The sequence below is a fragment of the Sorangium sp. So ce117 genome, from assembly GCF_051524395.1.
GTDB lineage: Bacteria > Myxococcota_A > Polyangia > Polyangiales > Polyangiaceae > Sorangium > Sorangium cellulosum_B.
Window position 1 is genome coordinate 10,503,330 of record NZ_CP150309.1, and the last position, 25,636, is coordinate 10,528,965.

Below are 25,636 nucleotides of genomic sequence, written 5' to 3' on the forward strand. Positions count from 1 at the left end.
CGCGCGGCGCGGCTACGGTGCGGTCCGCGTCACATCGGAGCCGCCGCGCGGCGCCTTCGAGGCGGCGCGCGCGGCCCTGAGGAGCGGCTCCTTGATCGAGCCCGCCCCGGGCACGAGCAGAGAGCCCCGCTGCCGCGGCGGGCCGCCGTGCGGCGAGGAGCGCAGGAGGAGCGCGCCCGCGAGCACCACGAGGACCACGAGGCCGACGGTCGCGGGGACGAGCCAGCGCCGCGCGTGGCCCTCGTCGGACGTCGACGGCGCCGGCGGAGCGCCCTGCGGTGGGCCGGCGCCGCGCTCCGCGCTCGCGCGCCCGGGCTGAGCGGCGGCTTGCGGCGAGCTCTGCTGTGGCTGCGGATAGTCGGAGTCGATCGCGCGCTCGCGCGCGATCTGCATGGCCTCCTGGATCGCGGCGCGCCGCCGCTCGCCGCGCGGGCCGAGCATCTGCTGCATCAGCGCGGCGAGCTCATCCGAGGTGGCGATGGGCGTCGCTGGCGACAGCTGCTCGATGGCCTGGCGCAGCTCGGCCATCGTGGCGAAGCGCTCGTCCCTCGGCTTCGCGAGCATCCTCATGATGATGCGCCCGACGTCCTCCGGGAGCGACGGGACGAGGGTCCGCGGCGGCTCGGCCGCCGCCTTGTCGCAGATGCGGCGCACCGTCGCAGGATCGTTCTCGGCGTGGAAGGGGTGCCTGCCCGTCACGAGCTGATAGAAGACGATGCCGAGCGTGAACACGTCGGTGCGCCGATCGATGGGCTCGCTGCCCGCCTGCTCCGGCGACATGTACGCGTACTTGCCCTTCACCTGGCCGACCTGGGTCCGCTGCAGGTTCGAGGCGGCTTTGGCGACGCCGAAGTCGAGGATCTTCACCGACCCGTCGTATCCGACCAGGATGTTTTGCGGCGAGACGTCGCGGTGGACGAGGCCGACGGGCTTGCCGTCGCCGCCGCGCAGCTCGTGCGCGGCGTGCAGGCCGAGGGCCGCCTCGGCCACGATGCGGAGCGCGAAGCGGAGCGGCAGGCCGCCGCGCGCCTTGCTCTCGCGGAGAACCAGGTTGAGCGGCTCACCGTCGATGAGCTCCATCACCTGGTAGAGGACGCCGTCCTCCTCGCCCGCATCGATGGTCTCCGCGACGTTCGCGTGATGGATCTGCGAGACCAGGGTGGCCTCGTCGAGGAACATCGCCTCGAAGTCGGGATCGTCGCTCAGCTCGGCGCGCAGCAGCTTGACGGCGACGATCCTGGGGAGCTGGCCGCCCGTTCGAGCGGCCCACACCGAGGCCATGCCCCCGAGCGCGATGGGGACGAGGAGCTCATAGCGACCGAGCGTGTGGCCAGCGCGTACTTCTCCCATGGTGCTCACGTGCCGCGTAACCCCGGAGCGAGGCAGTGCCCGCCGGGAATCGAGCCCGCCGAGCGCGGCCCGCCGCGGCCCGCCCACTACGTCGGGTCCGCAAGAAGCGCTCGGTGTGCCAGGTGGTGCTCTTGATCGAAAAATGACCGCGTGCGCCCGGAATGCGACCGGGCGCCTGGTGTTCGGATCGTCGCAGAGAACGCCTTGGCGCTCAACCCGGAACGCCGTTCAGGTCGCAGCGTGATCTTTCACTGATCCACCGCGGAACGGGCCCGGTCGCGCTCAGCGCGTGAGCCCCCGTGCCTTGGAGAGATCGCCGGTGTCCTCGGCCGGCGCGTCTGGCTGCAAGGACTCGGGAGACGGGATGACCTTGCGCAGCGCTGACAGGTGTCGCTTGGTGACCCCTGTCACCGCCAGGATCTGAGCGTCGGTCGCGCGACGCACTCCTTCCATGGAACCGAGCTCCCGGAGGAGCGCCGTCCTCACCGCGCTGCCAAGCCCTGGGATGTCCTCGATCTCGGACCGGAGGCGCCGCGCCTTGCCGAGCCGCTTGCGTGCGTGGTTTGCGAAGCGGTGCGCCTCGTCGCGCGCGCGCGCAAGGAAGAAGAGGGCGGAGCTCGTGGATCGGAGCGGGATACCGTTCTTCTGGCCAGGCAGGTAAACGCGGTCGACGAGCTTCTCTCCGGTCTGCGTCTCCCGCTCCTTCGCCAGACCGACGATCGGGAGGCCGTGCAGGCCGAGATCGCGCGCCGCCGACAGCGCCACCTGAAGCTGGCCGCGCCCACCATCGACGACGAACAGATCTGGAAGATCCCACTCGCCTCCGCCGGCCTCGGCGCGCCTCGACACATCACCCCCCGAGCCGGCGCTCTCTCGCTCCGCGGCAGCGGACACCGGCGTCCCTTCCGTCTCCGGCGGAGCGTCGCTCGCTGTTGCCAAGGCGATGTCCTCGTCAGCCAGGTCGCCCTCCGTCGCATCGCTCTCGAGCGCGTCGCTCTCCGCCGGATCGCTCTCCATCATGTCGCTCTCGGTGACGCCCTCCATCACGTCGCTCTCGGGCGCGCCTTCGGCGCCGAGGGCGGCCTCGCTCTCTGCGGTGGACGCGGGGCTCGCCTGCCGGGCGGCCTTTCCGCGGCGGAAGCGCCGTGAGAGCACCTCGTACATCGCGGCGTAGTCGTCGCCGTCGGCCACGCTCTTCACGTTGAAGCTGCGGTAGCGCTTCTTGTCGGGCTGACCATCGAGGAGCGCCACGATCGATCCCACCGTGTCGCCGCCGCCGAGATGCGAGATGTCGCAACACTCGATGCGACGCGGGAGCGTCGGGAGACGAAGGCGCTCCCTGATCTCCTCGAGCCGGGCCTCGAGATCGTCGGAGCTCCGCTGCTTCTCCCGGAACGCGTGAGCCGCGTTCTCGTTCGCCATCTTGAGCAGATCGACGCGGGGCCCGCGCTGAGGCACGAAGAGCGCGACCTTGCGGCCGCGCCGATCGCCGAGCCACTCCGCAACGCCCTCCGCGCCGTCCGGCAACACCGGCACGAGGACCTCATCGGGGATCGTGGTGGACGCGACGCCATAGTACTCGTTCAAGAAGCCGCCGAGCACCTCGTCGTCCGGCAGCTCCATGTTGCGGAGCGAGAAGGACAGCGTGTCTGTCACGCGCCCCCTCCGCACCAAGATCACTTCGACCTCCACGAGCGTCCCCTCGCGGTAGATGCCCACCACGTCTTGATCGACGTCCTTCACGTAGACGACGCGCTGGGCCTCGCGCACGGCCTCGACCGCCCGGAGCTGATCGCGGTAGATGGCGGCGCGCTCGAACTCGAGCTCCCGCGACGCGTCCCGCATTCGCGTGGTGAGCTCCCCCGTGAGCTCGTCGTGGCGCCCTTCGAGGAAGAGCGCGACCGAGCGGACCATCTCCGTATAGAGCTCCCGGTCCACATCCATCACGCAGGGCGCGAGGCAACGCTTGATCTGGTACTGCAGGCAGGGGCGCCGGCGCGACGCCATCTCGGTATCGGAGCAGGTGCGGAGCTGGAAGTGCTTGTTGACCAGGTGGAGCGTCCGCCGCGCGCTCGTCGCCGAGTGGTAGGGCCCGAAATAGCGCGCCTTGTCCGGGGCGGGACGGCGGACCGTCTCGAGCATCGGCCACGCCTTCTGCGTGTCGAGCTTGAGGCAGAGGAAGTCCTTGTCGTCACGCAGCTTGACGTTGAACCGCGGCTTGTGCTGCTTGACGAGCTCGTTCTCGAGTACGGCCGCTTCCTTCTCGGTGGCGGTCACCACCGTCTCCAGATCGGCCACGATCTTCCGGAGTATCGGGATGAAGTACCTGGCGTCGCTCCCGCTCTCCTGAAAGTAGCTGCGGACGCGCGAGCGCAGGCTCTTCGCCTTGCCGACGTAGACGACGGCGCCGGCCTTGTCGATGAACAGATAGCAGCCCGGCGTCGTCGGGAGCGACGCGAGCTTGGCGGCGAGGAGGGCTTCGGGATCCTGCTTGGCGCTCGGGTTGACCACAGCCGGAACGATCTAGAAGTCGCGCGCGCCGGCAGCAAGCGCCGCGATCACGGCTCCTCCCGTGGAGAGCGGCCGACGCGGCCCGCGCCGGTTCTCCTTTACATCTAGAAAAACGCTGTCATGTGACGCGGCGCCGCTCGCCTCGGCGCGACGAGGCAGAACGCCCAGGTCGAGATGTCGGGCGGCGAGCGCCCTGATCACGAGAGCCGCGCAGCGCGCGCGAGCGCCCTGATCACGAGAGCCGCGCGCGCCGCGTGTCGACGCGCGGCTCTCGTGAGGCCACCCGATCACGGTGCGCCACCGTCACGCGTCGCGCGATCGCCCGTGTAGGAGGCGGCGCTGGCGACTGCGGTGATGGCGCGCCGCGCCCACGTCGACGCGAGACACGCCCTCGATCAGGCAGTAGGCTCGACGGCAGGATCTTCGCGGGAGGAGGTCTCGGGTGTCGAGCGCTCCTGCTTCGTGGCCTGGCGGACGCCGGCGTCTTCGCCTCGGTCGCAATCCGACGCGACTCCCGGTCGCTCCATCGCGCCCAGTCCGTCTGGAGCTTCCTGGCCTTGAGAGAGGTCGCCCGCTGGAGAGCGAGGTTGCCCGTACCGGCCATCGGTGCCCGCTTGTCCCCGCCGTAGCTGCGCTTCGGGCTCTCCCCGCAAGCCACTTTCAGCCCGCCGGGCGCCACGGTGGCGAGCGTCTGGGAAGCATCTGGCAGGAATCAGGGAGGAACCAGGGAGGGCCGATGGGACGGCTGATGCCCGGTCGGAGCTCCATCGTTACCGCGCACCCTCTAATCAGGTTGCCTGAACCCGAAAGGACTTGTATGGTCGTAACACCACCAGCGACTGCCCGTTCGATACCCGGGTCCTGGGGCCAGATGGCATCGGCGAACTGAGCCTGCGGCGCCACCGGCCCCATGTCTGGTTCCCGTTCGCTGCCGTCCAGGTGCGCCGCCGCGCCTGGCGTCGGGCGGCCCCCGAGGTGGGAGTGCGCGTCGAACAGCCGAGGAGTGACGAACTGTCCACCAGCGTCCATCACCGCCGCCCCGCTCGGGGGATCGATGTCGCCCTCGGCGGCGACGGTGAGCTTTGCCCCCTCGCACGGGAGCGAGCCGCGGGCGAGCGTCACCCTGGTGCCCAGCACGAGTGTCACCCCCTGAATCAGGATGAGCGGCTGAGCAGGAGCGGCGGCCTCGTGGCCTCCCGCGGGGCGACTTCCGGCTTGCCGGGGCGGCCGTCGGAGCTCGGGCACGGCGAGCGGTTTGGGAGACTCGGCCGGAGGCTGGGCAGCTCCAGCACAGCCGCAAAAAGACGCAGCCAGACCGGAGGCGACATGGCCTGGGGGCTGCAACGTGGGTGGGAGCAACCGCGTCGGGCCGCCGCGCCGATCAGCCAGGGGGATGTCCTGGCAGGTGGGTGGGGTAGCCCTCATGACGTCGAAACCGCCGGAGGGCGTCTCGACGGCCGACACGTTGCGGTCGATCCCGGAGAGCGGCTCGGTCGGGAGACGAGAGCTCGGGCATACGGTTACGCCGCCGGAGCAGGGTGGAGTGCAGAAGTGAAAGGCTGCCGCTCCAGCTCACCGGGGGTCGCCTGGAACGGCGACCTCGGCCATGACACCTTTCCTCATCGCGGTCGCTCCACCCGGGGGGTCGGGCTCCTCCACGGTCCCTCGGTCAGGCGCCCGCTTCGGCCACTGCGCGGTGGGGCGCGTGTGTCCGGAGCACAGGAAAGCAGATCTTCATGGGAATGTCGCTGGCTCCCCTCGGTTACGGGGCTGCCCACGGCACGCGCGCCGCGGCATCCAAAGCGGGAGCGCGGTGTAGAGAGGAGCACGGCGCTGTCCATCGCACCCTCTTGGGTTGGGGCGGAGCCTGGCTTCGCAGCGCGACGTCTCCAGGGAGACGAGGTGGCTGGAGTCCGGCTCGACCGGTCGCCCCAGCACCCCATGACCCGACGGGGAGGTGGCGAGCGCGGGTTCTTGACGCGCGTTGAGCGGAGAGGGGGACACCTCTCGAATTATTTTCAAGCAAGGTGCTGTTCAGCAGTTGACAACTCTAGCTATTCATGGGACGCGAGATCCAATGAACAACGTCGAAACCGAGATCAAAAGCCACGTTGATGCATTCGTCTCTCAGCTGAGCGGACTTGTCCGCAAAGCGGCTCTCGAGGCTGTCGCCAACGCCCTGCGAGGCGAGGGCCAGCCGGCCGCTGCCGCCGCCGCGCCGCGCAAGGTGGGTCGGGCCAAGGCCGCTCCCCAGCAGCCTGCGGAGGTCAAGAAGGCGGTCGGTCGCCCCGCTCGCGCTGCGAAGCCCACCCGCAAGAAGGGCGAGAAGCGCTCGAAGGAAGAGCTCGCCGCGATGACGCAGAAGGTCCTGGAGCACATCCGGAGCAACAGCGGCCAGGGCGTCGAGCAGATCGCCAAGGATCTGGGCACCACCACGAAGGAGCTGACCCTCCCGATTCGGAAGCTGCTCGTCGAGAAGAAGATCACGTCGAAAGGAGAGAAGCGGGCGACCAAGTACTTTTCCCGCTGAAGCCAGCATCGACGCTCTCCCGAAGCGTCCGGCCAAACCGACCGAGGTCGACGTCCCGCCTTCCCGCAAGCCCAGCAGGGGAAATCGCGGCGAGCCGGGAGCTGTCCCGGCAGGCGCGGAGACGTCGTACCTCGGAGCGGAGCAAGCTCCGCAGCCGTACACGCCGCTGGATGCCCCGCAGGAAGTCCCGCCAAGCCACGTCGTCTCCTCGTAGGACGACGGAGAAATCCGCGCGTGAGGCGCGTCAACTGCCGCCCGATCGCTGCTGAGCGGATCCGCCTGGTGACACGACACAGGCGGCGGCGCCGCTCCGCGATCGCGTCTGTGCACACATGTCCGCTCTGGTGCCCAGGACGCTGGGTTACCGAGCCGCCATGCCCGTGCTCTTGTCGACGTCGGATCGGGAGAGATCACCACGTCATGACCGCTGAGACCCCAACCTATCGTGGGGCACCATCGATGGACCACCACATCTAGTTTCGTGCATCCGTGATCTCGTCGGGTCTCCTGCTCACGCGGCGCTGACGCGGCCTCGAAACGGACGCTGGAGCGTGAGGCGGGGCGGAGCTCCAAAGGAAACGAAAGGGAGCGTCGCCGGCGCGACGCGGCGCAGGAGTCCGGTCATCCGGGGCCGGACTCCCGCCGGGCGGTGCTCGCTCCGTCGGACCGTGAGCGTGGCCGGGACTGCCGACATGGCAGAGCACGATCGGCGCCGCGCAAGCGTCGTTGCTGTGAACGCCTGACCCGCTCCGCCCATCCGGCGCTTTCTCGACGATGACGCGGCGCCCTCGGAGCCGCACTGGACCTGGCCGGCCCGGAGCTCAACGCACCTTCACGGACACCTGGACAGGACGCCCCAGGCGGATATCGCGGGCTTGCGATGTGGGCGAGCCTGACGCCCGACAAGGAGGAGCCACCGGAGGCCTATCGGCCTCCAGCGATAAAGATAGGGACATGGGCAGCGCGCTCCGCCGCCAGGCCCATAGGACAAGCATGGTCTATGCCATCAGGGCGGTCGCTCCACCCGATAGCGCGGCTCGTGGTCCGAAAGGAGCCGCGAGACCAACGCGTCAACGAACTGGACAGGTTCTAACCATCCGCGGAGATCGAGCAACCGGGCGATTCACAAGAGGCCGCACGTCGGATCGGAGACCCCGGCAACGACCGCTGGCGCCGAGGGCGCGGCGACGGCGGTCGGAGGATGAGAGCTCGCGGGGAAGGGCGACTCGGGCTCAGGGCTGGGCTCGGCTCCCGACGATGAGGACATTCGAAAAGGGCGTTTTCCCCCAGGCGGGCATCGTCTCGCAGGAGAAGCCGAGCTGCTCGAGGAGCGCCACGATCTCTCGGGCAGGACGGAAGCGCACACGCTCGCCCCGGTTGAATCGAAGCGCGGTGAAGATGCGCTCCTCAAGGAGCGTGATCGAGCTCCTCAAGCCGCGCTCGGTGTCCGCCTCGCGGACGAGCAGGCGCCCGCCCGGACGAACCGCGGCCGCCGCCCGCCGCACGATCGCGTCCTGCTCTTCCACGCGGAAGTAGTGGAGCAAGTCGATGAGCAGCACGGTGTCTGCAGCTCCGAGCTCGGCCTCGCGCGCATCTGCGCACCAGAACTCGACGTCCAGCGGAGGGGCGGCGTGGGCCGCGCGCTGCGCGCCGGGCGGACCGGACGACTCGGACGAGCGCGGGAGAGATGCGCCGGAGCCCTCGCCGGCCGCGCGCCGAGCGTCCTCTATCTTGGCTCGGTCCCAGTCGAACCCACGCGCGCGCTCGGCCCTCCCCAGCTCGAGCAGGAGAATCGGCAGCTGGCCAGCCCCGGTCCCGATATCGAGGACCTCTCCGAGCGCGCCGGGGCGGTCGCCGGCGATGTCGGCAATCAACCGGGCGATGGGGTCGCCGAGCAGCTTGAAGCGGACATAGTGAAAGCGGGTACGCTGCGCCGGCGTGGCGCCCTCAGGCGGGCTGTACCTTCCGGCGACGCGCTCGACCGCGTGAACCCACGGCGGCGCATCCCCGGGGAGCCGATACGGCTCCATCTTGCTGCTCTGCTGCGAGGGAGCGCGGCGCCGCTTCAGCGTGACGAGGACGAAGATCAGGCCGCCGCCGAGCGCCGCGAGCGCGAGCCCGACCACCGGGGCACCGAGGAACATGTACTCGGGGAAATCCGAAAGCGCTTGCGCCCAGCTCATCTTTTCGTAGAGGCGCAGCCAGCGACCCGTGCGGAGGTACGCTCCGACCTGGACCTCGGCCGTGAGCAGCGCTGGCGCGAACAAGGGGTTGGAGATGTTCGCAGCGACCCAGGCAATCGCTGCATCCAGGCGGAACCACAGACAGAGGAGGAGCACGAGCGGCGTGTGGCAGCCGAAGATCGGCTGCGATCCGATGAACAGGCCGATCGCGACCGCCACGGCGGTCCGGCCAGCGGACAGCTCGCTGCCACGGAGCTCACGCCACGCGCGGCGCGCCTCCTCTCGGAGGAGAGAGTATTTCGCCAACGTTCAGGGTTTGCTTTCCCGTGCAGCACGATCCGCCTCACCTGCTGCATCGGCCGTCGTCTTGGAGAGGATGTCGCTCACGGTCGTGGGTGTCGCCTCGTCGAGCGCGTCCCACGTACCGCCCGCGGCGGCCGGCGCCGGCTCGCCTGACACAGCGCCCCCGGCGCGCCCGCTCCGCCGCGTCTCCAGCGTGCGAAGGTACATCTTCGCCGTCCTGTTGTCGGGATCGATCGCGAGCGCCTCGCGCCACTCGGCGCTCGCCTGATCGGGCTCGCCAAGAGAGAGCAGCGCGACCCCGAGCAGCACGCGCGCTGGTGCGTACTTCGGGTTCGCGTCGCGCGCGGCGGCGTAATGCTCGCGAGCGAGCGCCAGATTCCCGGCGTCGCGGTACATCGTCCCGAGGCGCAGCTGAAGATCCACGAACGTCGGACACAGCGCCACAGCCCGCGTGAGCTCGGCGATCGCCTCCTGCGCGCAACCGGCGTCGGCGTAGGCCTGCGCGAGATCGGCGTGCATGTTGGCGATCTTGCCGCGCGCGAACGGGTCGAGGACGCCGCCTCCCCCCTCGCCGCGGCGGATGCGAGAGTAGACATGCCGCGCGGCCTCGTATTTGCCGAGGTCGTTGTAGGTGACCGCGAGGTTCAGCAGCGCTTCTGTGTAGTGCTCGTTGAGCTGCACCGCGCGCTCGAAGTGGGCCTCGGCCGCGAGGAAATCACCGCGTTCGTGGAGAATGACGCCGAGCATGTTGTAGACGTCCGCGAAGCGGTCGGTTTTCTCGATGATCTGCCGCAGGGCGTGCTCCGCGAGATCGTACTCGCGCCGCTCGTAGTGCTCCCTGCCGAGAACCAGAAGTTGCTTCAGCCGGTCGTCCATCAGGCCCGTCAGCTTACGCGACCGGCGTACGATGGGATCCGCCTTCCGCGCAACCCTTGCGTCGGCCAGGGAGTCGCGCGGTTGCAACCCCGTCGATGCCTTGGTACGCACGTCGGCGTGCCGAGTGCAGTACCCCAGAACCCGCTCGAGGCCTCCGGAGCGCCGGACGCCGAGGACCGCGCCAGGGAGCGGAGCGGAGAGGCCGGCAGCGCGGCGGAGGCTGGCGCCGCAGTCCCTCAAGACGCGCCCGCGCCGCGCGTGGAGCCCGGCGCAGCGGTCCCGCAGGACGCGCCGCGCGCGGAGATCGTGCGCATCGGCGCGGCCGAGGACGTCGCGGACGACGCGCTCGACGCCCCCAGCAGACCGGCCTCGCCGCCGCTGACCGCGCCGCTGCAGGGCAGTCGCCGGGGCGAGGGCGCTCCGGCCGCTCCCTGGTCGCGCAGCAGCGAGCTGCGCGCGCGCGCGGCGTCGTCAACGTGGCCGCCGCAGCTTCCTCCTCCTTCTTCTCGCGGGCGCGCATCGGCGCCCTGGTCGCGCGGCAGCGATCCGCGCGTGCAGCCCCTGCGGTCGCCGTCGCTCATGGACGGCGGTCCCCACGCGGGCCCCGGTTCGACGGACGGCCCGCGGCTTCCTCCCGGCCTCAGCCGGCCCCCTCCAGGACCGCACCTGTCGCCGCGCATGACCGCGGTCTTCGGCGGCATCTTCGGCCTCGCGACGCTCACCTCGCTCATCGCGCTGCTGATCCAGGGCGTCCCGGTCCGCGACGAGCGCGCGCTGGTCGCGGCGAGCCCGGCGACCTCGGCAGCAAGTAAGGACGAGGCCGCCAGGCCGTCCGCCATGCCCGAGGTGAAGACCAAGCAGCGCACCCCGCTGCCCGGCCCATGGCGGATCTCCGAGCTCGGGAAGGATCCTTCCGTGCTCCTGGTGAGCGACGTGATGGACCGCCGGTCGTTCATCGCAGCCCTCGACGAGAAGGGCGTACCGAAGGCGCAGATCTACCGGATCATGAAGGCCTTCGACGGGCTGCGGAAGTTCGACAAGTGCGGCCGCAAGGACCGGTTCACGGTCGCGATGGATCGCTCCACGCGCCGCGTCCGCGCCTTCGAGTACGAGGTCTCGGCGAGCGAGATCTACCAGGCGAGGGACGACGCGGCCGGGCTGCTCACGGGCGCCACGCTCGACATGAAGATCGCCGAGGAGGAGGTCGTCGCCTCCTTCTACGTGGGGAAGGATCTCGCCAACGCGATCCGGGCGGGGGGCCTGGAGCCCGGCGTGCTCGACGTGATCGACGAGGCGCTGAACGGGCGCCTCTCGACGGAGAGCTTCGAGGAGGGGAGCACGGTCCGGCTGATCGCCGTCGAGGAGACGGCGCTCGGGATGTTCTCCCGGTACAAGAAGGTCATCGCGCTCGAGTACCGGCCCGCGGATCCCGCGGAGAAGCCGGTGCGCATCTACGACTTCAAGGGGCAAGAGGCCCGCGGCACGTTCGATGAGCGCGGCCGGCAGCCGCACGCCGGCGGCTGGCGCGCGCCGGTCCCGGGCGCGCCCGTGACGTCGAGGTTCAACCCGCAGCGGATGCACCCGGTGCTGAAGAAGAAGATGCCCCACAACGGGACGGACTTCGGCGCGCCGATGGGAACGCCGGTGTACTCGGCGTATCGCGGCCTCGTCGACTGGGTCGGTCCGGCGGGCCCGAGCGGCAACCTCGTCACGGTGACGCACGCGAACGGCGTCACCACCGGCTATGCGCACCTGTCGAGGTATGCCCCTGGCATCAAGGCCGGCATGAAGGTGGGTACCCACCAGCTCGTCGGCTACGTCGGATCGACGGGCCGCTCGACGGGCCCTCACCTTCACTTCAGCGCCAAGAGGGACGGCAAGTACTTCGATGCCGAGACGCTCCAGCTCGATGGTGAGCGCGTGATGCCCGGCGTCGATCGCGCGGCGTTCGCCGCGACGAAGGAAGCGCTGGACAAGCGGCTCGACGCCATTCCGCTGCCCGAACCGCCGCCCGAACCGGCGAAGCCGGAGGCGGCAGAGCCTCCCTCGCCGCCGCCCGCGGCCACCGGCAGCGAGGCCGCGGCCGCCGCGGCCGCCGCGGCACCGGACGTCGGACCGAGCGGACCGAACGAGCAAGAAGCGCAGCCGCCGGAAGGCGCCGGGGACGACGAGGGCGAGCTCATCGAAGGCGCCGATCTCAAGAGCCCGCCGGAAGCGATGTGACGCCGAGCGGGCCGAGAGGTCCGCTCGATGAAGCCAGAGGAAGCCGACCGGACCGAGAGGTCCGCTCGATGAGAACAGACGCCGAGGGACAAGCTGTCCCGTCCTCGGCGCCTTCGCGGCATCGAGCAGACAAAACGCACCGAGGACGCGGAAGGGAAAACCCTCGCGTCCTCGATGTCTTTGCCATGCCGTCCATCTCGATGGGCGGCGGCCCAGGCCTGCTACCGCTTCGAGTACTGGAAGCGCTTGCGGGCGCCGGGCTGGCCGTACTTCTTGCGCTCCTTCTTGCGCGCGTCGCGCGTGAGGAAGCCCGCGCGCTTGAGCGACGGCCTGCGCTCCGGATCGAGCTCGCAGAGGGCGCGCGCGATGCCGTGCCGCATCGCCTCGGCCTGCGCGCTGTGGCCGCCACCGACCACGGTCGCGTTCACGTCGAACTGCTCGAGCAGCTCGAGCAGCTCCAGCGATTGACGCATCACCATGCGCGAGGTCTCGCGGACGAAGTAATCGTCAGCGGGCCTCTTGTTCACCTTGATGTTGCCGGTGCCCGGCGAGAGGAAGACGCGCGCAACGGCGGTCTTACGCTTACCAGTGGCGTACATTCTCGTTTCCGTCATGGCTTTGCTCAGCTGTAGCTAAGGGGCTGCGGCTTCTGCGCCGCGTGGGGGTGATCGGGACCGGCGTAGACCTTGAGCTTGGTGAGGAGCTCGCGCCCGAGCACGTTCTTCGGGAGCATGCCCTTCACGGCCTTCTGGATCGGGAGCTCCGGCTTGCGCTCGAGCAGGTGACCGTACGACTCGGAACGGAAGCCGCCCGGCTCGCCGCTGTGCCGCACGTAGTTCTTCTGCTGGAGCTTGCGGCCCGTCAGAAGGATCTTCTTGGCGTTCACGACGATCACGAAGTCGCCGGTGTCGACGTGCGGCGTGAACGTGGGCTTGTTCTTGCCGCGGAGCACCGTGGCGATGCGGCTGGCAAGGCGGCCGAGGGGCTTGCCTTCCGCGTCGATCACCCACCACGTACGCTCGTTGCGGGCCTCCGCAGGCTTGGCGGAAAAGGACTTGGGCTGAGGATTCATTGGGCGAAAAACTCCGGAAGGGCGCCTGCCAAAAAGGGGCGCCACTTCTACAAGGCGGCCCTTCGCCTGTCAAGCGTCTGAGGCTTCTGCGGGAGCATCCTCATCGTCCGGCGAGGGTTGGTCAAGCGGGGTTTGTCGACAAGCCGTCGGCGTCCGTAGGAGGTCCCGTTCGTTCCGTCGGTCCCGTCGGTCCCGTCGGTCCCGTCCGTCCCGCCTCGCACCGCTGGCTTGTCTCGGGCTCCCATATTTCTCTTATTTGCCCGACCATCCAGCTCGCCAAGGCGTTGAGCCAGGCAGCACCTTGGCCGCATCGACGGCGAGCGAGCCCAACGCTCCCCCACGAACGCCGCGCCAGGCACACTGCGACGAGCGGACGCAGCGGACGAGCGATCTCATCGCTCGTCGTTCACGTCACATCGCTCGCCGACGTCCCGCTGGCTCGCTTGAAGGAGCTCATCACGGCAAGGAGTCGATCGACGGTTCAGCTCAGCGGAGAGGGCGGGATTCGAACCCGCGGTACGTTGCCGTACACACGATTTCCAGTCGTGCACCTTCGACCACTCGGTCACCTCTCCCGATACAACTTCAACACGCCCCGCTTCTGCCGGACCGGCGCCGCTCGCGAGAGAGCGGGCGGTCAGAGCCCACCTGCTTCAACGGGGGCAAGCAGCCAAGCGTAGCGGAGAGAGCGGGATTCGAACCCGCGGTACCCTTGCGGGTACACCTGATTTCGAATCAGGCACCTTCGGCCTCTCGGTCACCTCTCCGCCGGCGAACATGGCAAAGCGGGGCCGGCTGGTCAAGCATCTCCTGACCACCGACCGGTCCGGAGGTGCGCTTTCAGTGCCGAGGCCCCCCGCCAGCAGCCCGGAGCGCGCTCCCGGGCAGCGCTCGTCGTCCAGCATGCGGCTCTCTGGCGCTGCCGGATCCGCGAGGATCCGCGGCGCCGCACCGGCCGGCGCGGCCCTACCCCGCCCCGCGCGGCGCCTGCCCTCCGCGAGCGGCTGGCCGCGTCGGAGCGGCGCCCTCGGAAGCAGGCGCGCGATCGCCGTCGGAGAAGGCCTCGGCCCCGAGCGCGGCGCGCGCCGCCGGCGTGCCTGCACGCGGGAGCCGGATGACGAAGCGCGCGCCTCCGAGCGGGGACTCGAGCACGTCGATGGTGCCGCCGTGATCGACCACGATCTTCTTCACGATGCTCAGGCCGAGCCCCGTGCCGTCGTACCGCGTCGTGACGTACGGATCGAACACCGAGTCCCGCACGGCGGGATCGATGCCCGGGCCGTCGTCGTCGATCGCGATGAGGTGGCTCTGCCCCTCGCTCCGCGCCGAGACGCGAACGCTGCCCCACACGGCGGCGCCCGGGCGCTCTCGGGCTCCTGCGCCGGGCGCCGCTCGCTGCGCGTCGCGCAGCGCCTGCGCGGCGTTGCGCACGATGTTGCCGAGGGCGCGCCGGAGCATCTCGCGATCGAGCGCGGCCGGCATCGGGACATCCGGCACGTCGAACTCGAGATCGACGCGCCCGAGCAGCGCCTCGTCCGAGGCGTGCTCGCGCCCCGCCTCTTCGATCGCGGCGAAGCGCTCGCCCTGCTCGCGCAGGAACTCCGCGAGATCCGATGGCTCGAGCTCTGCCCGCGGGAGCCGCGCGAAATTGGAGAACTCGCCGACGAGGCGGCGCAAGGTGCCGACCTCCTCCTCGACGACCTCCAGCGTCGTCTGGAGCAAGCGCTGGTACGCCGGGTCGCTGCCTGCATAGCGCCGGTGGCACTCCTCGACGGCGAGCTGGATCGGGGTCAGCGGGTTCTTGATCTCGTGCGCGAGGTGCCGCGCCATCTTCTGCCACTCGCCCATGCGCTTGAGGAACTCGATCCGCGCGCGGCTGCCCTCGAGCTCCTCGAGCATGCGATCGAAGGCGCGGCCGAGATCGGCGACCTCGTCGTCGCCCTGCAGCCCCACGCGCACCGAGAGGTCGCCCTCCGCGACGGGCCGGGTCGCCGCGGCGAGCCGCGCGATGCGATCGACCACGGGGCGCGCCACGAGCACGCCGGCGAGGATCGCGAGCAGGATCGTCGCGCCGAGCAGGGCGGCGAAGGCGTCGCCGTAGCTCTCGTCGAGGTACTCCTTCCGGTGCTCCCGCTCGAGGGCGTGGTACGCCTGCGCGAACGCCTGCGCCGCGTCGAGCTCGTCGAAGCGCGCGCTCGGCGCGGCGAACGTCGCGACGAGGGTCCGCGCGTCGCCGTCGCAGCCGCCGTCGTCTGGCGCGCGATCACCAGGCTCGGCGGCGTGGCCGGGCGCGCGCGCGATCGCCTTCCGGACCGTGAGCGTCTTCTCGTGCGCCGGATCCACCGGGCGGCCGCGCTCGCGCGCTCCGACGAGATCGCCGCCGCAGCGCTCGACGCGGAGGGAGACCAGCGCGGGGTGAGCCGCGATGATGCGCGCCAGCTCGGCGTCGATGCGCTGCGCGTCGCCGCTGAAGGCGGCCTCGCGCAGCGGGTCCGCCGCGATGATCGCGTCGGCCTCGGAGCGCATGCCCTGCTTGATGGCGGCGGCCAGCTCGGCGTACACGCCGAGCGCGCTGTCCAGGTGGACGCCGAACTCGGGCTGGAACGCCGTCGCCGACACCCGCGCGATCACCGTCCTGGCGACGACGATGCTGGCGACGAGCGGGATCAGGGCGGTCACGAGGATGGCCGCGACGACCCGCCGCTCCGTCCTGCCGGGGATGCGCATGCGCGCAGCATAGCCGCGGCCCCGCGCGGGCGCGCAGGCGCGGCGGTGGAGCGCCCGCGCTGAAGGAGGAGGGGCGCGCACCGCAGAGGAGCGCTGCGCGCGGCAGAGGAGACCGCTCGCCGCGGCGGGGATGCCCCGCCGCGAGAGCGACGTTGCTCGTTACTCGACGGTGACCGTCTTCGCGAGGTTGCGCGGCTGATCGACGTCGTTGCCCTTCAGGTTGGCGACGTAATAGGCGATGAGCTGGAGCGGGAGCACGGTAAGGAGCGGCCCGACCTCGTCCGGCACCTTGGGGATCCAGACGTGGTGCTGAGCGATCTCGAGGATCGACTCGTCGCCCTTCGTGGCGATCGCGACGACCTGCCCCTCGCGCGCCCGGACCTCCTGCAGGTTGGAGAACGTCTTGTCGTAGTGCGCGTCGCGCGGGCAGACGACGATGACGGGGAGCGCCTCGTCGATGAGGGCGATCGGCCCGTGCTTCATCTCGCCGGCCGCGTAGCCCTCGGCGTGCGCGTACGAGATCTCCTTCAGCTTGAGCGCGCCCTCGAGCGCGATGGGGAAGCCGAGGCCGCGCCCGAGGAACAGGACGTCCTTCGCGTGGACGAGGCGCTTCGCGATCGCGTGCACGTAGTCGGCGTCGCCGAGCACCTCGCGCATGTGGCTCGGGATCTCCCAGAGCGCCTGGAGGATCTCGCGCCCGCGCTCCGCCCGCAGCGAGTCGCGGCGGCGGCCGAGGTAGACGGCGAGCAGGAGCAGCGCGGCGAGCTGCGTGGTGAAGGCCTTGGTCGAGGCGACGCCGATCTCCGGGCCCGCGTGCGTGTAGAGCGCGCCGTCGGAGAGGCGCGGGATCGCGCTGTCGAGCACGTTGCAGAGCGCCAGCACCTTGGCGCCCTGCGCCTTCGCCGCCTTGAGCGCCGCGATCGTGTCGGCGGTCTCGCCCGACTGGCTGATGGCGATCACGAGATCGTCCGGGAAGAAGATCGGCTCGCGGTAGCGGACCTCGCTCGCGAGCTCGACGACCGTGGGGACCCTGGCGAGCTGCTCGATCCAGTAGCGCCCGGCGATGCCGGCGTGGTGGCTCGTGCCGCACGCGACGATGTAGACCCGGCGCAGCTCCTTCGCGAACTCGGGCGTGACCCCCATCTCGGTCGCGTGCACGTCGCCGGCGGCGAGATCGATCCTGCCGCGCAGCGTGGCCTCGACGACGTCGGGCTGCTCGTGGATCTCCTTCAGCATGAAGTGCTTGTAGCCGCCGCGCTCCGCCTGGACGGGGCTCCAGTCGATGCGCTTCACGCGGCGCTCGACCTTCTCGCCGCCGGTCACGGTCTCGATGCGGACGCCGCTCGCGCGCAGCTCGACGATGTCGCCGTCCTCGAGGAAGATCATGTCGCGGGTGTGCGCGAGCAGCGCCGGGATGTCGCTGCCGCACAGCATCTCGTTCTCGCCGGCGCCGACGACGAGCGGCGAGCCGTACCGGGCGGCGACGATGACGTCGGGCTCATCGCGCGAGAGGACCGCGATCGCGTAGGCGCCATGGACCTGCCGGAGCGCGCCGCGCACGGCCTCGAAGAGCGACTTCGCGCCCTTCTGGAGCTCGCGGTGGACGAGGTGAGCGACGATCTCGGTGTCCGTGTCGGAGAGGAACTTGACCCCCTGGCCCTCCAGCTGCTGCCGGACCGCCACGTGGTTCTCGATGATGCCGTTGTGCACGACGGCCACCGGGCCCGCGGAGTGCGGGTGGGCGTTCACCTCGCTCGGGCGGCCGTGCGTCGCCCACCGCGTGTGGCCGATGCCGGTCGTGCCGTCGAGGGTCCGCTTCTCGAGCGCCTCGCTGAGCTTGATCAGCTTGCCGAGCGTCCGGACGATCTCGATGCCCTTGCCGTCATGAATGGCGATGCCGGCCGAGTCGTAGCCTCGATACTCGAGCTTCCGTAGCCCTTCGACGATGATCGGCGCCGCCTTTTTTGACCCAACGTATCCGACGATCCCGCACATGCTCGCCTCGTTCAGGTAGTGCCCGCGCGCGCCTACGCGTGCGGCGGAAAATGGAACGTTACTCCTGGCACCGGGAGCTGACAGAGAAAATTGAGCCCCCTGACGGTGAACGCCGCGTCGGTCGCGTTGGCCGCGTGGATCGCGCGAAGGTCACAGCCAGGACGAATGCTATCAACGCCGTGATCGAGGCGACCCCGAAAGTGAGGGCGCCGCCCCCGCGCTTGTAGAGCTCACCCCACACGAGCATCCCGACGACGGATCCGGCGCCAGCGCTCGCCGAAAAGAGCCCCTGCGCCGTGGCGAGGATCTCAGGCGGAGATCGATCCCGCGTGTAGGCGAGCGAGGCGACCCACATCATGCCGAACGAGACCGCGTGGAGCGGCTGGATCGCCAGCAGGGCGGGCCAGAAGCGCACATACGAGAGCAGCGCCCAGCGGAGCGAGGCGCCCGCGAAGGCGAACGCGAGCACCGTGGGCGGAGCAAACCGCTTGAGAAGGGGGCCGGAGAACGCCATGAGCGCGATCTCGCCGGCGACGCCGACGGCCCACGCGACCCCCACCAGCGACTCGGGGAAACCGATGTCGCGGAGGTGCAGCGTGTAACAGAGATCGTACGAAGAGGTGGCGCTCTGGGCCAGGAACGATGCCGCGAGGAACAGGCGGAAATCGTGGCTCTGGAGGAGCGCACGGGCGCGCTGCCGCACGGAGCCTTCGGCCGCCGGAGCGCGCGCAGCGCCGGCGGCGCCTTCGCCTTCGGTGGCCGGAGAGCGCGCAGCGCCGGCGGCGCCGGCCGCTCCGTCGCGCAGGCCAGAGCGACGGAAGGGCGCCTCGCCGCGCGCCGGGAGGGCCCACGAGATGGCGAACGCGATCAGCAGGGAGGCAGCGATCGTGGCGGGGAACGCGGCCGGTCGCGCCGGATCGACGAGGGCTCCGCTGGCGATCGCCATCAGCGCGAAGCTGATCGAGCCCCAGAGCCTGAGCCGGCCGTAGGCGATGCCGGAGCTCGCCGACGCCTCCACCGCGACCACGTCGGCCATCATGAACATCGGCGATCGAAAGAAAGCGAACGCGAGCGCCGCGACGAAGAGGCCGCCGAAGCCGAGCGATACGCCGAGCGCCGACGACAGCGCGAGCAGCGCGAACACGACGAAGGCGCCGGCGCAGGCCGCCCGGATCAGCCACACCCGCACGCCGAGCGAGTCGGCGATCAAGCCGAACACCGGCGGCGCGACGAGGCCCATCGCAGGGAGCGTCGCCGCGATCGCCCCCATCGCGAGCCCCTGCATCCCCCGCGCCTCCAGCCAGCTCGGGAACAGCGGCAGGTACACGCCGAGGACGGCGAAGATACCGAAGTAGTAAAGCGAGATCGCCCGCGGCGACGGCCTGTGCTCTGAAGGGATGGAAGGAGGCATCGGCTGTGAGCGGCCCGCCCCGAGCGCGAGGGGCGTTCAGCGTGCCGCTCTCTGACGCCCGCCAGGCAAAGGAGCAAGCTCCGCGCCCCGGAAGCGCGGAGCTCGGTCATTGCCGCTTCTCGATCGCCGTGGGGCGCCCTGCCGCACGCGCGGGATGGGCACCTCGGACCTCCTCAACGCTCCGCCCGGCGTCGCTATCTGGGCCGGCCTGCTGAGCGCCGGCATCGACGGAGGATCGACCGGGGCCTCGGCGCGCGTGACGGCGGTCGCCGCACAGGGCAGCGCACAAACGAAAACGGCGGCGCCTCTGGGGAGAGGCGCCGCCGCTGGAACGTCGGCCTAGCTCGGCTAGTACCGATCGCCGCCGCGACCGCCACGGCCGCCGCGGCCGCCACCACCGCCGCCGCCGCCGCCGTAACCGCCGCCGCCACCGCCACGGCCGCCGCGGCCACCACCGCCGCCGCCGCCGCCGTAACCGCCGCCGCCGCCGCCGCCGTAGCCGCCGCCGCCGCCGCCACCACGCTGGACCCGCTCCTCCGCCTCGTTCACGCGAAGCGGACGGCCGTCCATCATGGCGCCGTTCATGTTCTCGATCGCCTGCTGGGCCTGCTCAGGCGTGCCCATCGTGACGAACCCGAAGCCACGCGACTGCCCACTTTCGCGGTCGGTCACGATGTGTACATCCGTCACCTCGCCGCTCTGAGCGAACGCGGCCTGCACGGAGGCCTTGGTGGCGGAGAAGGGGAGATTACCAACGTAGAGGCGAGTACCCATGACACTGATTCACTTCACGGCTCTGCGAGATGCGTCAGCTTCGGTGCCGAACAGTGCCCTGCCGCCCCGATGGAGCCGTGGGGGATCGAGGGGGGGCGGCGCTGGGGAGGAGCCCCCGGTGCGCCACACGTTGCGTCGTCCAGTCCGCGATCAATCCGCGATCCCCGAGAAGAGAAGCGTCGTGTCGAGTGCCAGTGACGTTCGTGACCAGCCGATAGTAACCAAATGTCCCCACCGCGCAAGCACTCGCAGCGGCCCCCATCGCCGCGACCCTCGCCCGGACGTCCCGAACAGCCGCCGCGCGGTCGCGCTCGCTTCCGCGCGGGGGTAGGCACACATCAGCGCCTCGCTGGGCGGCGGAAGGTGGCGCCGAGATCCCAGCCCTCGCCGCTGGCGGCGCGCGCGAGCGCGACGTCCGGCAGCACGCCGCCCGCGATCCGGACCTCGGCGATCACGCCGAGGCGGAGCGTGGAGGTGAGCGAGCGGGGGGCGGCGCCGGGCACGAGGCGGGGCGGGTGACGGGCGAGGTCGAGGGCGCGGCTGCGATCGTCGGCGGTCGCCAGGGCGAGCAGCGCGCCGAGGGGCCCGGGGCCGAGCGGGCGCACCAGCTCGATCGCGAGCGTCGCCTTCCCGCGGGCGCGGCGGCGCCCGAGCTCCGCCCGCGCCACCGGCTCCGCGGTGACCTCGTGCCCAGGCCGCGAGAGGATCGGCGCGACCGCCTCGGCGACCTCGACGAGGTGGGCGGCCGACTCGTCCACGAGCAGCGACGCCGGGGGCCCTCCCCACGCGGGATCGCCGTGCGCCCTCGGGAGGCCGACGAGGCCGAGGTGCGCGAGACGCTCGGGCGGCAGAGCGTCGACCAGCCGCTGCGCGACGCCAGGCTGACCGAAGAGCCCGGCGTCGGGGCCCGTCGTGAGCACGATCCACCCGGCGACGCCCAGATCGAAGCGGACGGCGCCGCGGCGGTTCGTGTGGAGGCCGGCGCCGAGCCAGCCGAGGTCGTCGCGCTCGGTCTCGAACGCGCGCAGCGAGGTCGTCAGGTCCTCGGAGCGGATCACCTCGATCGCGTCGAGGAAGGCGGCGCCGCGCGCGGCGACGTCGTTGCGCGTCAGCGTGATCTGCCCCGGGCCGACGTCGGCCCGGAACGCGCCGGTGCCATCCGGCGCCGCGGGGTCGAAGCTGCGCGGCAGGAGCGCGACCATCGGCGACGCGAGCGCGCGGGCGACGCGGGCGGGATCGGCGCGCGGGAACACCGCGGCGAGCGGATCCCTCGGGTGCCGCTCGGGCCTCGGGATGTCGGCGAGCGCCGCGGCGGCGCCGCGAGCGCGGGCGCGCTCGACGGAGCTCACGATGTCGCGGCCGTCGAGCTTGAGCAGGCGCGCGGTGCGCAGCCCCTCGCGGAGGCGCACGACCGCGCCATCCGCCTCGCGCGACGGCAGCGCGGACGAGAGCGTCGGGTACGGGTTCCCGGACGCATCGAGCCCGTAGAGGCTGTCGGCGATCGCCGGCGCGAACAGCGCCGCGGCGGGATCGCTCAGCTCGTGCGGATCGAGCGAGCCCGTCGGCCACGGGAGGTGCATCGAGAGGCGGCCGCCGAGCGGGGTGCGCCCCATCGCGCGCGCGGCCTCCGGGAGGGCGGCGGCGCCGAGCAGCGCGCCGGCGCCGCCGAGGAAGGCGCGGCGCGGGAGGCTCACCGCACCACCCAGATCTCGTCCGCCGTCGCGACGGCGAACGGGGCGCGCCCGGCCCCGTCGGGCGGACAGACCGCGAGGGCGCGCACCCCCGCCGGCGCCGGCAAGCGCAGGATCTCCTCGGGCGCCGCGCGGACCGGGCCGCCCTCCCGGCGCCGCCACGACCAGACGACGACGGCATCCTCGAGCGGATCGAGGACGTCGAGGCTGGCGAGCAGCTCGGGCTCTCCATCCTGATCGAGATCGCCGACCGCGAGCTGCGCCCCGGCGCTGCCCACGACCTTGCGGCGGCCGGCGCTGTCCCGGAGCTCGACCGCGCCGCGCTCGCGCGTCGCCCAGACCGCGAAGGGCTCGCCCTGCGCGGACAGGAGCTGCGCCGACGCGAGCGCGTCGTACCGGCCGGAGAGCGACGCGGTCGCCGGCGGGGGATCGGCCGGGGCGCACGGCCCGAGCGGGCCCGTGAGGAGCGGCCCCCACGCCGTCGTGCAGGCCGAGCCGCCCGCGTCCGGGATCGCCAGCCCCGGCAGCTCGGCGAGCGCCTTCAGCTCGCCGTCGAAGCGGACGCTGCGCGCGCGGTCGGTGAGCCCGACGTCGGCGAACGGCGGCAGGCGCTCGCCGTCCCTCGCGCGCTCGACGAGCGTGGCGAACGCGAGCGGCTCACGGAGCGGCGCCGGGTGCACGGCGACCACGTCCGGCCACGGGCGCGACGCGAGCGGCACGACCCGGCCGCCGCGGAGGCGGAGCGTCGTCACGCGCCGGCGGCTCACGCTCAGGAGCTCGAGCGCCCCGTCGGCGTCGAGATCGCCGCACGCGAGCGCGACCACGTCGCCCTCGAAGTTCTTCGCGCGGTCGACCCTGGCGGCGACGAGCGGGATCGGCGCGAGGAAGCTGCGGATCTCCGCGTCGAGGGGCGCCTCGGCGTAGGCGTGGGCGATGGGCCCCGGCTCCGGGTCGCGGATGCGCGCCCAGACGGTGCGCGGCACCGGGTACACGTCCGCGGTCACGAGCAGCCGCCCCGCCGCGATCTCGACGACGAGGTGGACGAGCGCCGCGTCGTCGCGCGCCGCCTCGCGCGCGAGCGGCAGCGGGATCGGGTCCTTCTGCGCGCGCACGCCGGCGCCGAGCTTGCCGGCGACGTGGGCGGCGAGCGTGGCCACGAGCTGGGCGCCGCGCGGCGCGGGCGCGTCGGAGACCAGCGGCGCGGCGGCCACGAGCGCGCGGCCGTCCACCGCGTCGAGCGAGCGCACGAGCGCGTCGACGGCGCGGGCCACGGCCGAGCGCGGCGGCCTCGGCGCCGGCGACGCAGGAGGCGGCGCCGCAGCGGACGGAGGAGAGGGCTGCGCCGCGGCGGGACGCGCGAGCGCGAGGAGAGCGACAAGGAGGAGGCCCCGGGGCGACAACGGCAACATGTTATGCGCGTCCGTGGGCCCGGGGCCAGAGCCGCAGCCCCGCCGGCACCACGAGGAGCGCGACGACGAGGCCGACCGCGCTGCCCAGCGCTCCGACCCGGCCCAGATCGCGGAGGCCGTCGAAGCCGCAGAACGCGAGCGCGGAGAAGCCCGCGGCCGTGGTCAGCGCCGTGGCGGCGATCGCCGGCCCCTCGCGGCGCAGCGTCTCGCGGATCACGGCGTCGCCGCCGCCCGCCGCCTCGATGTCGCGGGCGCGGTGGAGCAGGAACATGCCCTCGTCCACCGTGATCCCGAGCAGCACCGGGATGACGAGCGCGTCGTACGCGTGCAGGGGGATGCCGAGCACCCGGATCAGCAGGAGGACGAGGGAGATCTCCGAGGCGACGACGAGCGCCGCCAGCGCGATGTCGCGCGCGCTGCGGAGGGAAGCGGAGAGCGCCAGCAGCACGAGCGCGCCCGCGACGAGCGCGATCCTCGGCATGTCGTGCGCGAGCGTCTCGCGCAGCGACGCCTCGAGCCGGCTGTAGCCGGTGAGCATGGCGCCCGGATCCTCCTCGCGGATCGCGCGCTCGATCTGCGCGACCGAGCCGGTCTCGCGGGGCCGCACGTACAGCGCGACGAGCGCCTCGCCCCCGTCCGCCCCGAGGTAGCGCGACAGCAGGATGGACGCGGGGCCGCGCTCGAGATCGGAGAGCGCCACCTCCTGCCGGGGCGGCGCGCGCATCCCGTCGAGCACCGCCGAGAAGCGCTCGGGCGCGAAGCCCGTGTCGCGGAGCGCGCGCGCGAGCTCGTCGGCCTTGGCGGGCAGGTCGAGCGCGTCGCGCGCGGCGAAGCGCTCGGCCTGCGTCGGGGCGGCGGGGGCGAGCGCGGTGAGCGCGTCGACGGCCTCCACGTCGGCCTTCATCGAGGCGAGGCGCTCCGCGATCCGGTCGCCGCGCGCGCGGGCGCGCTCCTGGTCGCCGTCCGCGAGGAGCACCACCCATTGCCCTCGCCGCCCGCCGAACGCGTCGAAGATCTCCTGCTGTACCTTGAGGGGCTCGAGCTCGGCCGGCCTGATCGCGACGATGGCCTCCGCGAGCGGCGGCGAGGCGCCGAGGGCGACCGCCGCGATGGGGAGCGCCGCGAGCCCCGCGAGCGCGAGCGCGCGGCCCCGCGTACGGGTGAGCCGGTAAAGGACGTCGGTCCAGCGCGCGGGCGCCTCGGTCGGCGGGGTCCCCCGCTCGAGCCACGCGCCCACGGCCGGCGTCACGAGGACGATGGCGATCGCCGTCAGGACCTCGCCCGCGGCGCACAGGAGCCCGAGCTGCCGGAGCGCGTTGATGTCCGACAGCGCGAGCGCCCCGAACGCCGCCCCCGCGGTGACGGCAGCGATGAGCACCGCGCGGGAGGTCCGCGCCCTCGCCGCGCGCGCGGCCGCCTCCGGATCGAGGCCCTCGCGCCGCGCCTCGAGCAGCGCGGCGTAGACGTGGACGCCGGTGTCGACGCCGACGCCGACGACCACCGACATGAAGGCGACGGCGATCGCGCTGAGCCCGCCCGGGAGCGCCGTGGCGAGCCCCGCGGTCCAGAGGGTCCCGAGCACGAGCGGCGGCATCACCGCGGCGAGGGCGCGCAGGCGGCGGAAGAGCAGCGCGAAGACGACGGAGGCGAGCAGCATCGAGAGCGACCCCGAGATCGCGAGATCGCGCGTGAGCATCGCCTCGGTCGCCGCGGCGATGGCGTGCCCGCCGGTGAGCCCGAGCGTGAGCCCGGGGTGCGCCGCGCGGATCGGGCCGAGTACGGCGTTCGCGTCCGCGACGAACGCCCGCGCGTCGGCGCCGCGGAGCGCCTGCCCCGCCGGCTGCACAAGGACGAGGTGCACCTTGCCGTCGTCCGTGGCGAAGGCGCCGTCGGCCTGCGTGCGCACCCCGGATCCGATGTCCGCGGACTCGAAGACGAGCTGCGAGAGGCGCAGCGGGTCGGCCGCGATCGTCTCCGCCGCGGCGCCGCCGCCCGGCGCGAGCAGCATGGCGCGCGTCTCGGCGAGGCGCTCTCGCATCCCCTCGGGCGAGAGCGCGGCGGCGAGGCGCTCTCGCACGCGCGCGTCCGCGTGCCGGAACGCGACCCACGGATCGAGCGAGCGCGAGACGTCGATCCGATCGGCAGCGCGCTGCACGGTCGGGCGCGCCGCGAGGGCCCGCGCGATCTCCGCGGCCACGGTGGCGTTCTCGTCGGGGTCGTCGCCCTTGACCATCACGACGCCGAGGTCGCCGCCCCCGAACCCGCGCACGTACCGGCGAAGCGCCGCGGCGTCGCCGCGCTCCGGCAGGAGCGAGGCGACGTTCGGCTCGAGCTGTAGCCGCAGCGTCACGGCGGCGAAGGCGGCGAGCGTCAGCGCCGCGAGGGCGGCGACGACGACGAGGCGGAGCGGCCGGCGGGGGGCGTCCGCGCGAGCCGACGGAGGCGGAAGAGGTGCTGCCATGGAAACGCCGGGCCGTGCCCGGCGCCGCTCCTCTACCCTCACGCCCGCCTCGCCGCGAGGACATCCACCCTCACGCCCGCCTCGCCGCGAGGCCCCCCACACGGACCCTGCTCCCGAGCT

The 25,636-nt window shown here is 72.0% G+C and carries 16 protein-coding genes and 2 tRNA genes; 3 read left to right on the plus strand and 15 right to left on the minus strand.

Annotated elements, in window-relative coordinates; all coding sequences use genetic code 11:
- Nucleotides 1–12 precede the first annotated feature (12 nt).
- Both WMF46_RS39400 and uvrC read right to left on the minus strand, forming a co-directional pair.
- Nucleotides 13–1,350 carry a serine/threonine-protein kinase gene (locus WMF46_RS39400; protein WP_437981922.1) on the minus strand — a complete coding sequence of 446 codons (1,338 nt, stop codon included), beginning with the start codon at nucleotides 1,348–1,350 and terminating at the stop codon, nucleotides 13–15.
- Nucleotides 1,351–1,632: 282 nt separating this feature from the next.
- Nucleotides 1,633–3,861, minus strand: a complete 2,229-nt coding sequence (uvrC, locus tag WMF46_RS39405; protein WP_437981923.1) for an excinuclease ABC subunit UvrC — start codon at nucleotides 3,859–3,861, stop codon at nucleotides 1,633–1,635.
- Nucleotides 3,862–5,284: 1,423 nt separating this feature from the next.
- Here uvrC and WMF46_RS39410 point away from each other — a divergent pair.
- Both WMF46_RS39410 and WMF46_RS39415 read left to right on the plus strand, forming a co-directional pair.
- Nucleotides 5,285–5,416: a hypothetical protein gene (locus WMF46_RS39410; protein ID WP_437981924.1), complete on the plus strand. Its 132-nt coding sequence runs from the start codon at nucleotides 5,285–5,287 to the stop codon at nucleotides 5,414–5,416.
- Between the two features lie 429 nt (nucleotides 5,417–5,845).
- The gene (locus WMF46_RS39415; protein ID WP_437981925.1) at nucleotides 5,846–6,391 is read left to right on the plus strand and encodes a DNA-binding protein; all 546 of its coding nucleotides are present in this window, start codon (nucleotides 5,846–5,848) and stop codon (nucleotides 6,389–6,391) included.
- Nucleotides 6,392–7,623: 1,232 nt separating this feature from the next.
- Here WMF46_RS39415 and WMF46_RS39420 read toward each other — a convergent pair.
- The gene (locus tag WMF46_RS39420; protein WP_437981926.1) at nucleotides 7,624–8,880 is read right to left on the minus strand and encodes a DUF2062 domain-containing protein; all 1,257 of its coding nucleotides are present in this window, start codon (nucleotides 8,878–8,880) and stop codon (nucleotides 7,624–7,626) included.
- Nucleotides 8,881–8,883: 3 nt separating this feature from the next.
- A complete protein-coding gene (locus tag WMF46_RS39425) occupies nucleotides 8,884–9,753 on the minus strand; it encodes a tetratricopeptide repeat protein (protein ID WP_437981927.1) in 870 nt (289 codons plus the stop codon).
- Between the two features lie 117 nt (nucleotides 9,754–9,870).
- Between WMF46_RS39425 and WMF46_RS39430 the strand changes: the two genes are divergently transcribed.
- A complete protein-coding gene (locus tag WMF46_RS39430; RefSeq protein WP_437981928.1) occupies nucleotides 9,871–11,976 on the plus strand; it encodes a peptidoglycan DD-metalloendopeptidase family protein in 2,106 nt (701 codons plus the stop codon).
- 221 nt (nucleotides 11,977–12,197) lie between these two features.
- Here WMF46_RS39430 and rpsI read toward each other — a convergent pair whose 3' ends face one another.
- The 11 genes from rpsI to WMF46_RS39485 all read right to left on the minus strand — a co-directional run bounded on the left by rpsI (nucleotide 12,198) and on the right by WMF46_RS39485 (nucleotide 25,516).
- Nucleotides 12,198–12,590, minus strand: a complete 393-nt coding sequence (gene rpsI / locus WMF46_RS39435; protein WP_437981929.1) for a 30S ribosomal protein S9 — start codon at nucleotides 12,588–12,590, stop codon at nucleotides 12,198–12,200.
- 8 nt (nucleotides 12,591–12,598) lie between these two features.
- Nucleotides 12,599–13,048: a 50S ribosomal protein L13 gene (rplM, locus tag WMF46_RS39440; RefSeq protein ID WP_272102702.1), complete on the minus strand. Its 450-nt coding sequence runs from the start codon at nucleotides 13,046–13,048 to the stop codon at nucleotides 12,599–12,601.
- A gap of 490 nt (nucleotides 13,049–13,538) precedes the next feature.
- Nucleotides 13,539–13,623, minus strand: a tRNA-Ser gene (locus WMF46_RS39445).
- A 105-nt stretch (nucleotides 13,624–13,728) separates the two neighbouring features.
- Nucleotides 13,729–13,815, minus strand: a tRNA-Ser gene (locus WMF46_RS39450).
- Between the two features lie 199 nt (nucleotides 13,816–14,014).
- A complete protein-coding gene (locus WMF46_RS39455; protein WP_437981930.1) occupies nucleotides 14,015–15,775 on the minus strand; it encodes an ATP-binding protein in 1,761 nt (586 codons plus the stop codon).
- 159 nt (nucleotides 15,776–15,934) lie between these two features.
- Nucleotides 15,935–17,770, minus strand: a complete 1,836-nt coding sequence (gene glmS / locus WMF46_RS39460) for a glutamine--fructose-6-phosphate transaminase (isomerizing) (RefSeq protein WP_437981931.1) — start codon at nucleotides 17,768–17,770, stop codon at nucleotides 15,935–15,937.
- 58 nt (nucleotides 17,771–17,828) lie between these two features.
- A complete protein-coding gene (locus WMF46_RS39465) occupies nucleotides 17,829–19,181 on the minus strand; it encodes an MFS transporter (protein WP_437981932.1) in 1,353 nt (450 codons plus the stop codon).
- Between the two features lie 348 nt (nucleotides 19,182–19,529).
- Nucleotides 19,530–19,955 carry an RNA recognition motif domain-containing protein gene (locus tag WMF46_RS39470; RefSeq protein ID WP_437904575.1) on the minus strand — a complete coding sequence of 142 codons (426 nt, stop codon included), beginning with the start codon at nucleotides 19,953–19,955 and terminating at the stop codon, nucleotides 19,530–19,532.
- A 338-nt stretch (nucleotides 19,956–20,293) separates the two neighbouring features.
- Complete coding sequence (locus WMF46_RS39475) at nucleotides 20,294–21,649, minus strand: hypothetical protein (protein ID WP_437981933.1); 1,356 nt, start codon at nucleotides 21,647–21,649, stop codon at nucleotides 20,294–20,296.
- Entirely contained in the window at nucleotides 21,646–23,055 is a 1,410-nt protein-coding gene (locus WMF46_RS39480; RefSeq protein WP_437981934.1) for a hypothetical protein, read from the minus strand. Before WMF46_RS39480 ends, WMF46_RS39475 begins: the two co-directional genes overlap by 4 nt.
- A 1-nt stretch (nucleotide 23,056) precedes the next feature.
- Nucleotides 23,057–25,516 (minus strand): MMPL family transporter, encoded by a 2,460-nt coding sequence (locus tag WMF46_RS39485; protein ID WP_437981935.1) that lies wholly within the window; start codon nucleotides 25,514–25,516, stop codon nucleotides 23,057–23,059.
- Nucleotides 25,517–25,636 lie beyond the last annotated feature (120 nt).

What these genes read in the sequence shown, in the direction of transcription:
- glmS (WP_437981931.1), bottom strand. Translation starts at nt 17,770, where the DNA reads ATGTGCGGGATCGTCGGATACGTTGGGTCAAAAAAGGCGGCGCCGATC.
- rpsI (WP_437981929.1), bottom strand. Translation starts at nt 12,590, where the DNA reads ATGACGGAAACGAGAATGTACGCCACTGGTAAGCGTAAGACCGCCGTT.
- WMF46_RS39410 (WP_437981924.1), top strand. Translation starts at nt 5,285, where the DNA reads ATGACGTCGAAACCGCCGGAGGGCGTCTCGACGGCCGACACGTTGCGG.
- rplM (WP_272102702.1), bottom strand. Translation starts at nt 13,048, where the DNA reads ATGAATCCTCAGCCCAAGTCCTTTTCCGCCAAGCCTGCGGAGGCCCGC.
- WMF46_RS39465 (WP_437981932.1), bottom strand. Translation starts at nt 19,181, where the DNA reads ATGCCTCCTTCCATCCCTTCAGAGCACAGGCCGTCGCCGCGGGCGATC.
- WMF46_RS39470 (WP_437904575.1), bottom strand. Translation starts at nt 19,955, where the DNA reads ATGGGTACTCGCCTCTACGTTGGTAATCTCCCCTTCTCCGCCACCAAG.
- WMF46_RS39455 (WP_437981930.1), bottom strand. Translation starts at nt 15,775, where the DNA reads ATGCGCATCCCCGGCAGGACGGAGCGGCGGGTCGTCGCGGCCATCCTC.
- WMF46_RS39485 (WP_437981935.1), bottom strand. Translation starts at nt 25,516, where the DNA reads ATGGCAGCACCTCTTCCGCCTCCGTCGGCTCGCGCGGACGCCCCCCGC.
- WMF46_RS39480 (WP_437981934.1), bottom strand. Translation starts at nt 23,055, where the DNA reads ATGTTGCCGTTGTCGCCCCGGGGCCTCCTCCTTGTCGCTCTCCTCGCG.
- WMF46_RS39400 (WP_437981922.1), bottom strand. Translation starts at nt 1,350, where the DNA reads ATGGGAGAAGTACGCGCTGGCCACACGCTCGGTCGCTATGAGCTCCTC.
- WMF46_RS39425 (WP_437981927.1), bottom strand. Translation starts at nt 9,753, where the DNA reads ATGGACGACCGGCTGAAGCAACTTCTGGTTCTCGGCAGGGAGCACTAC.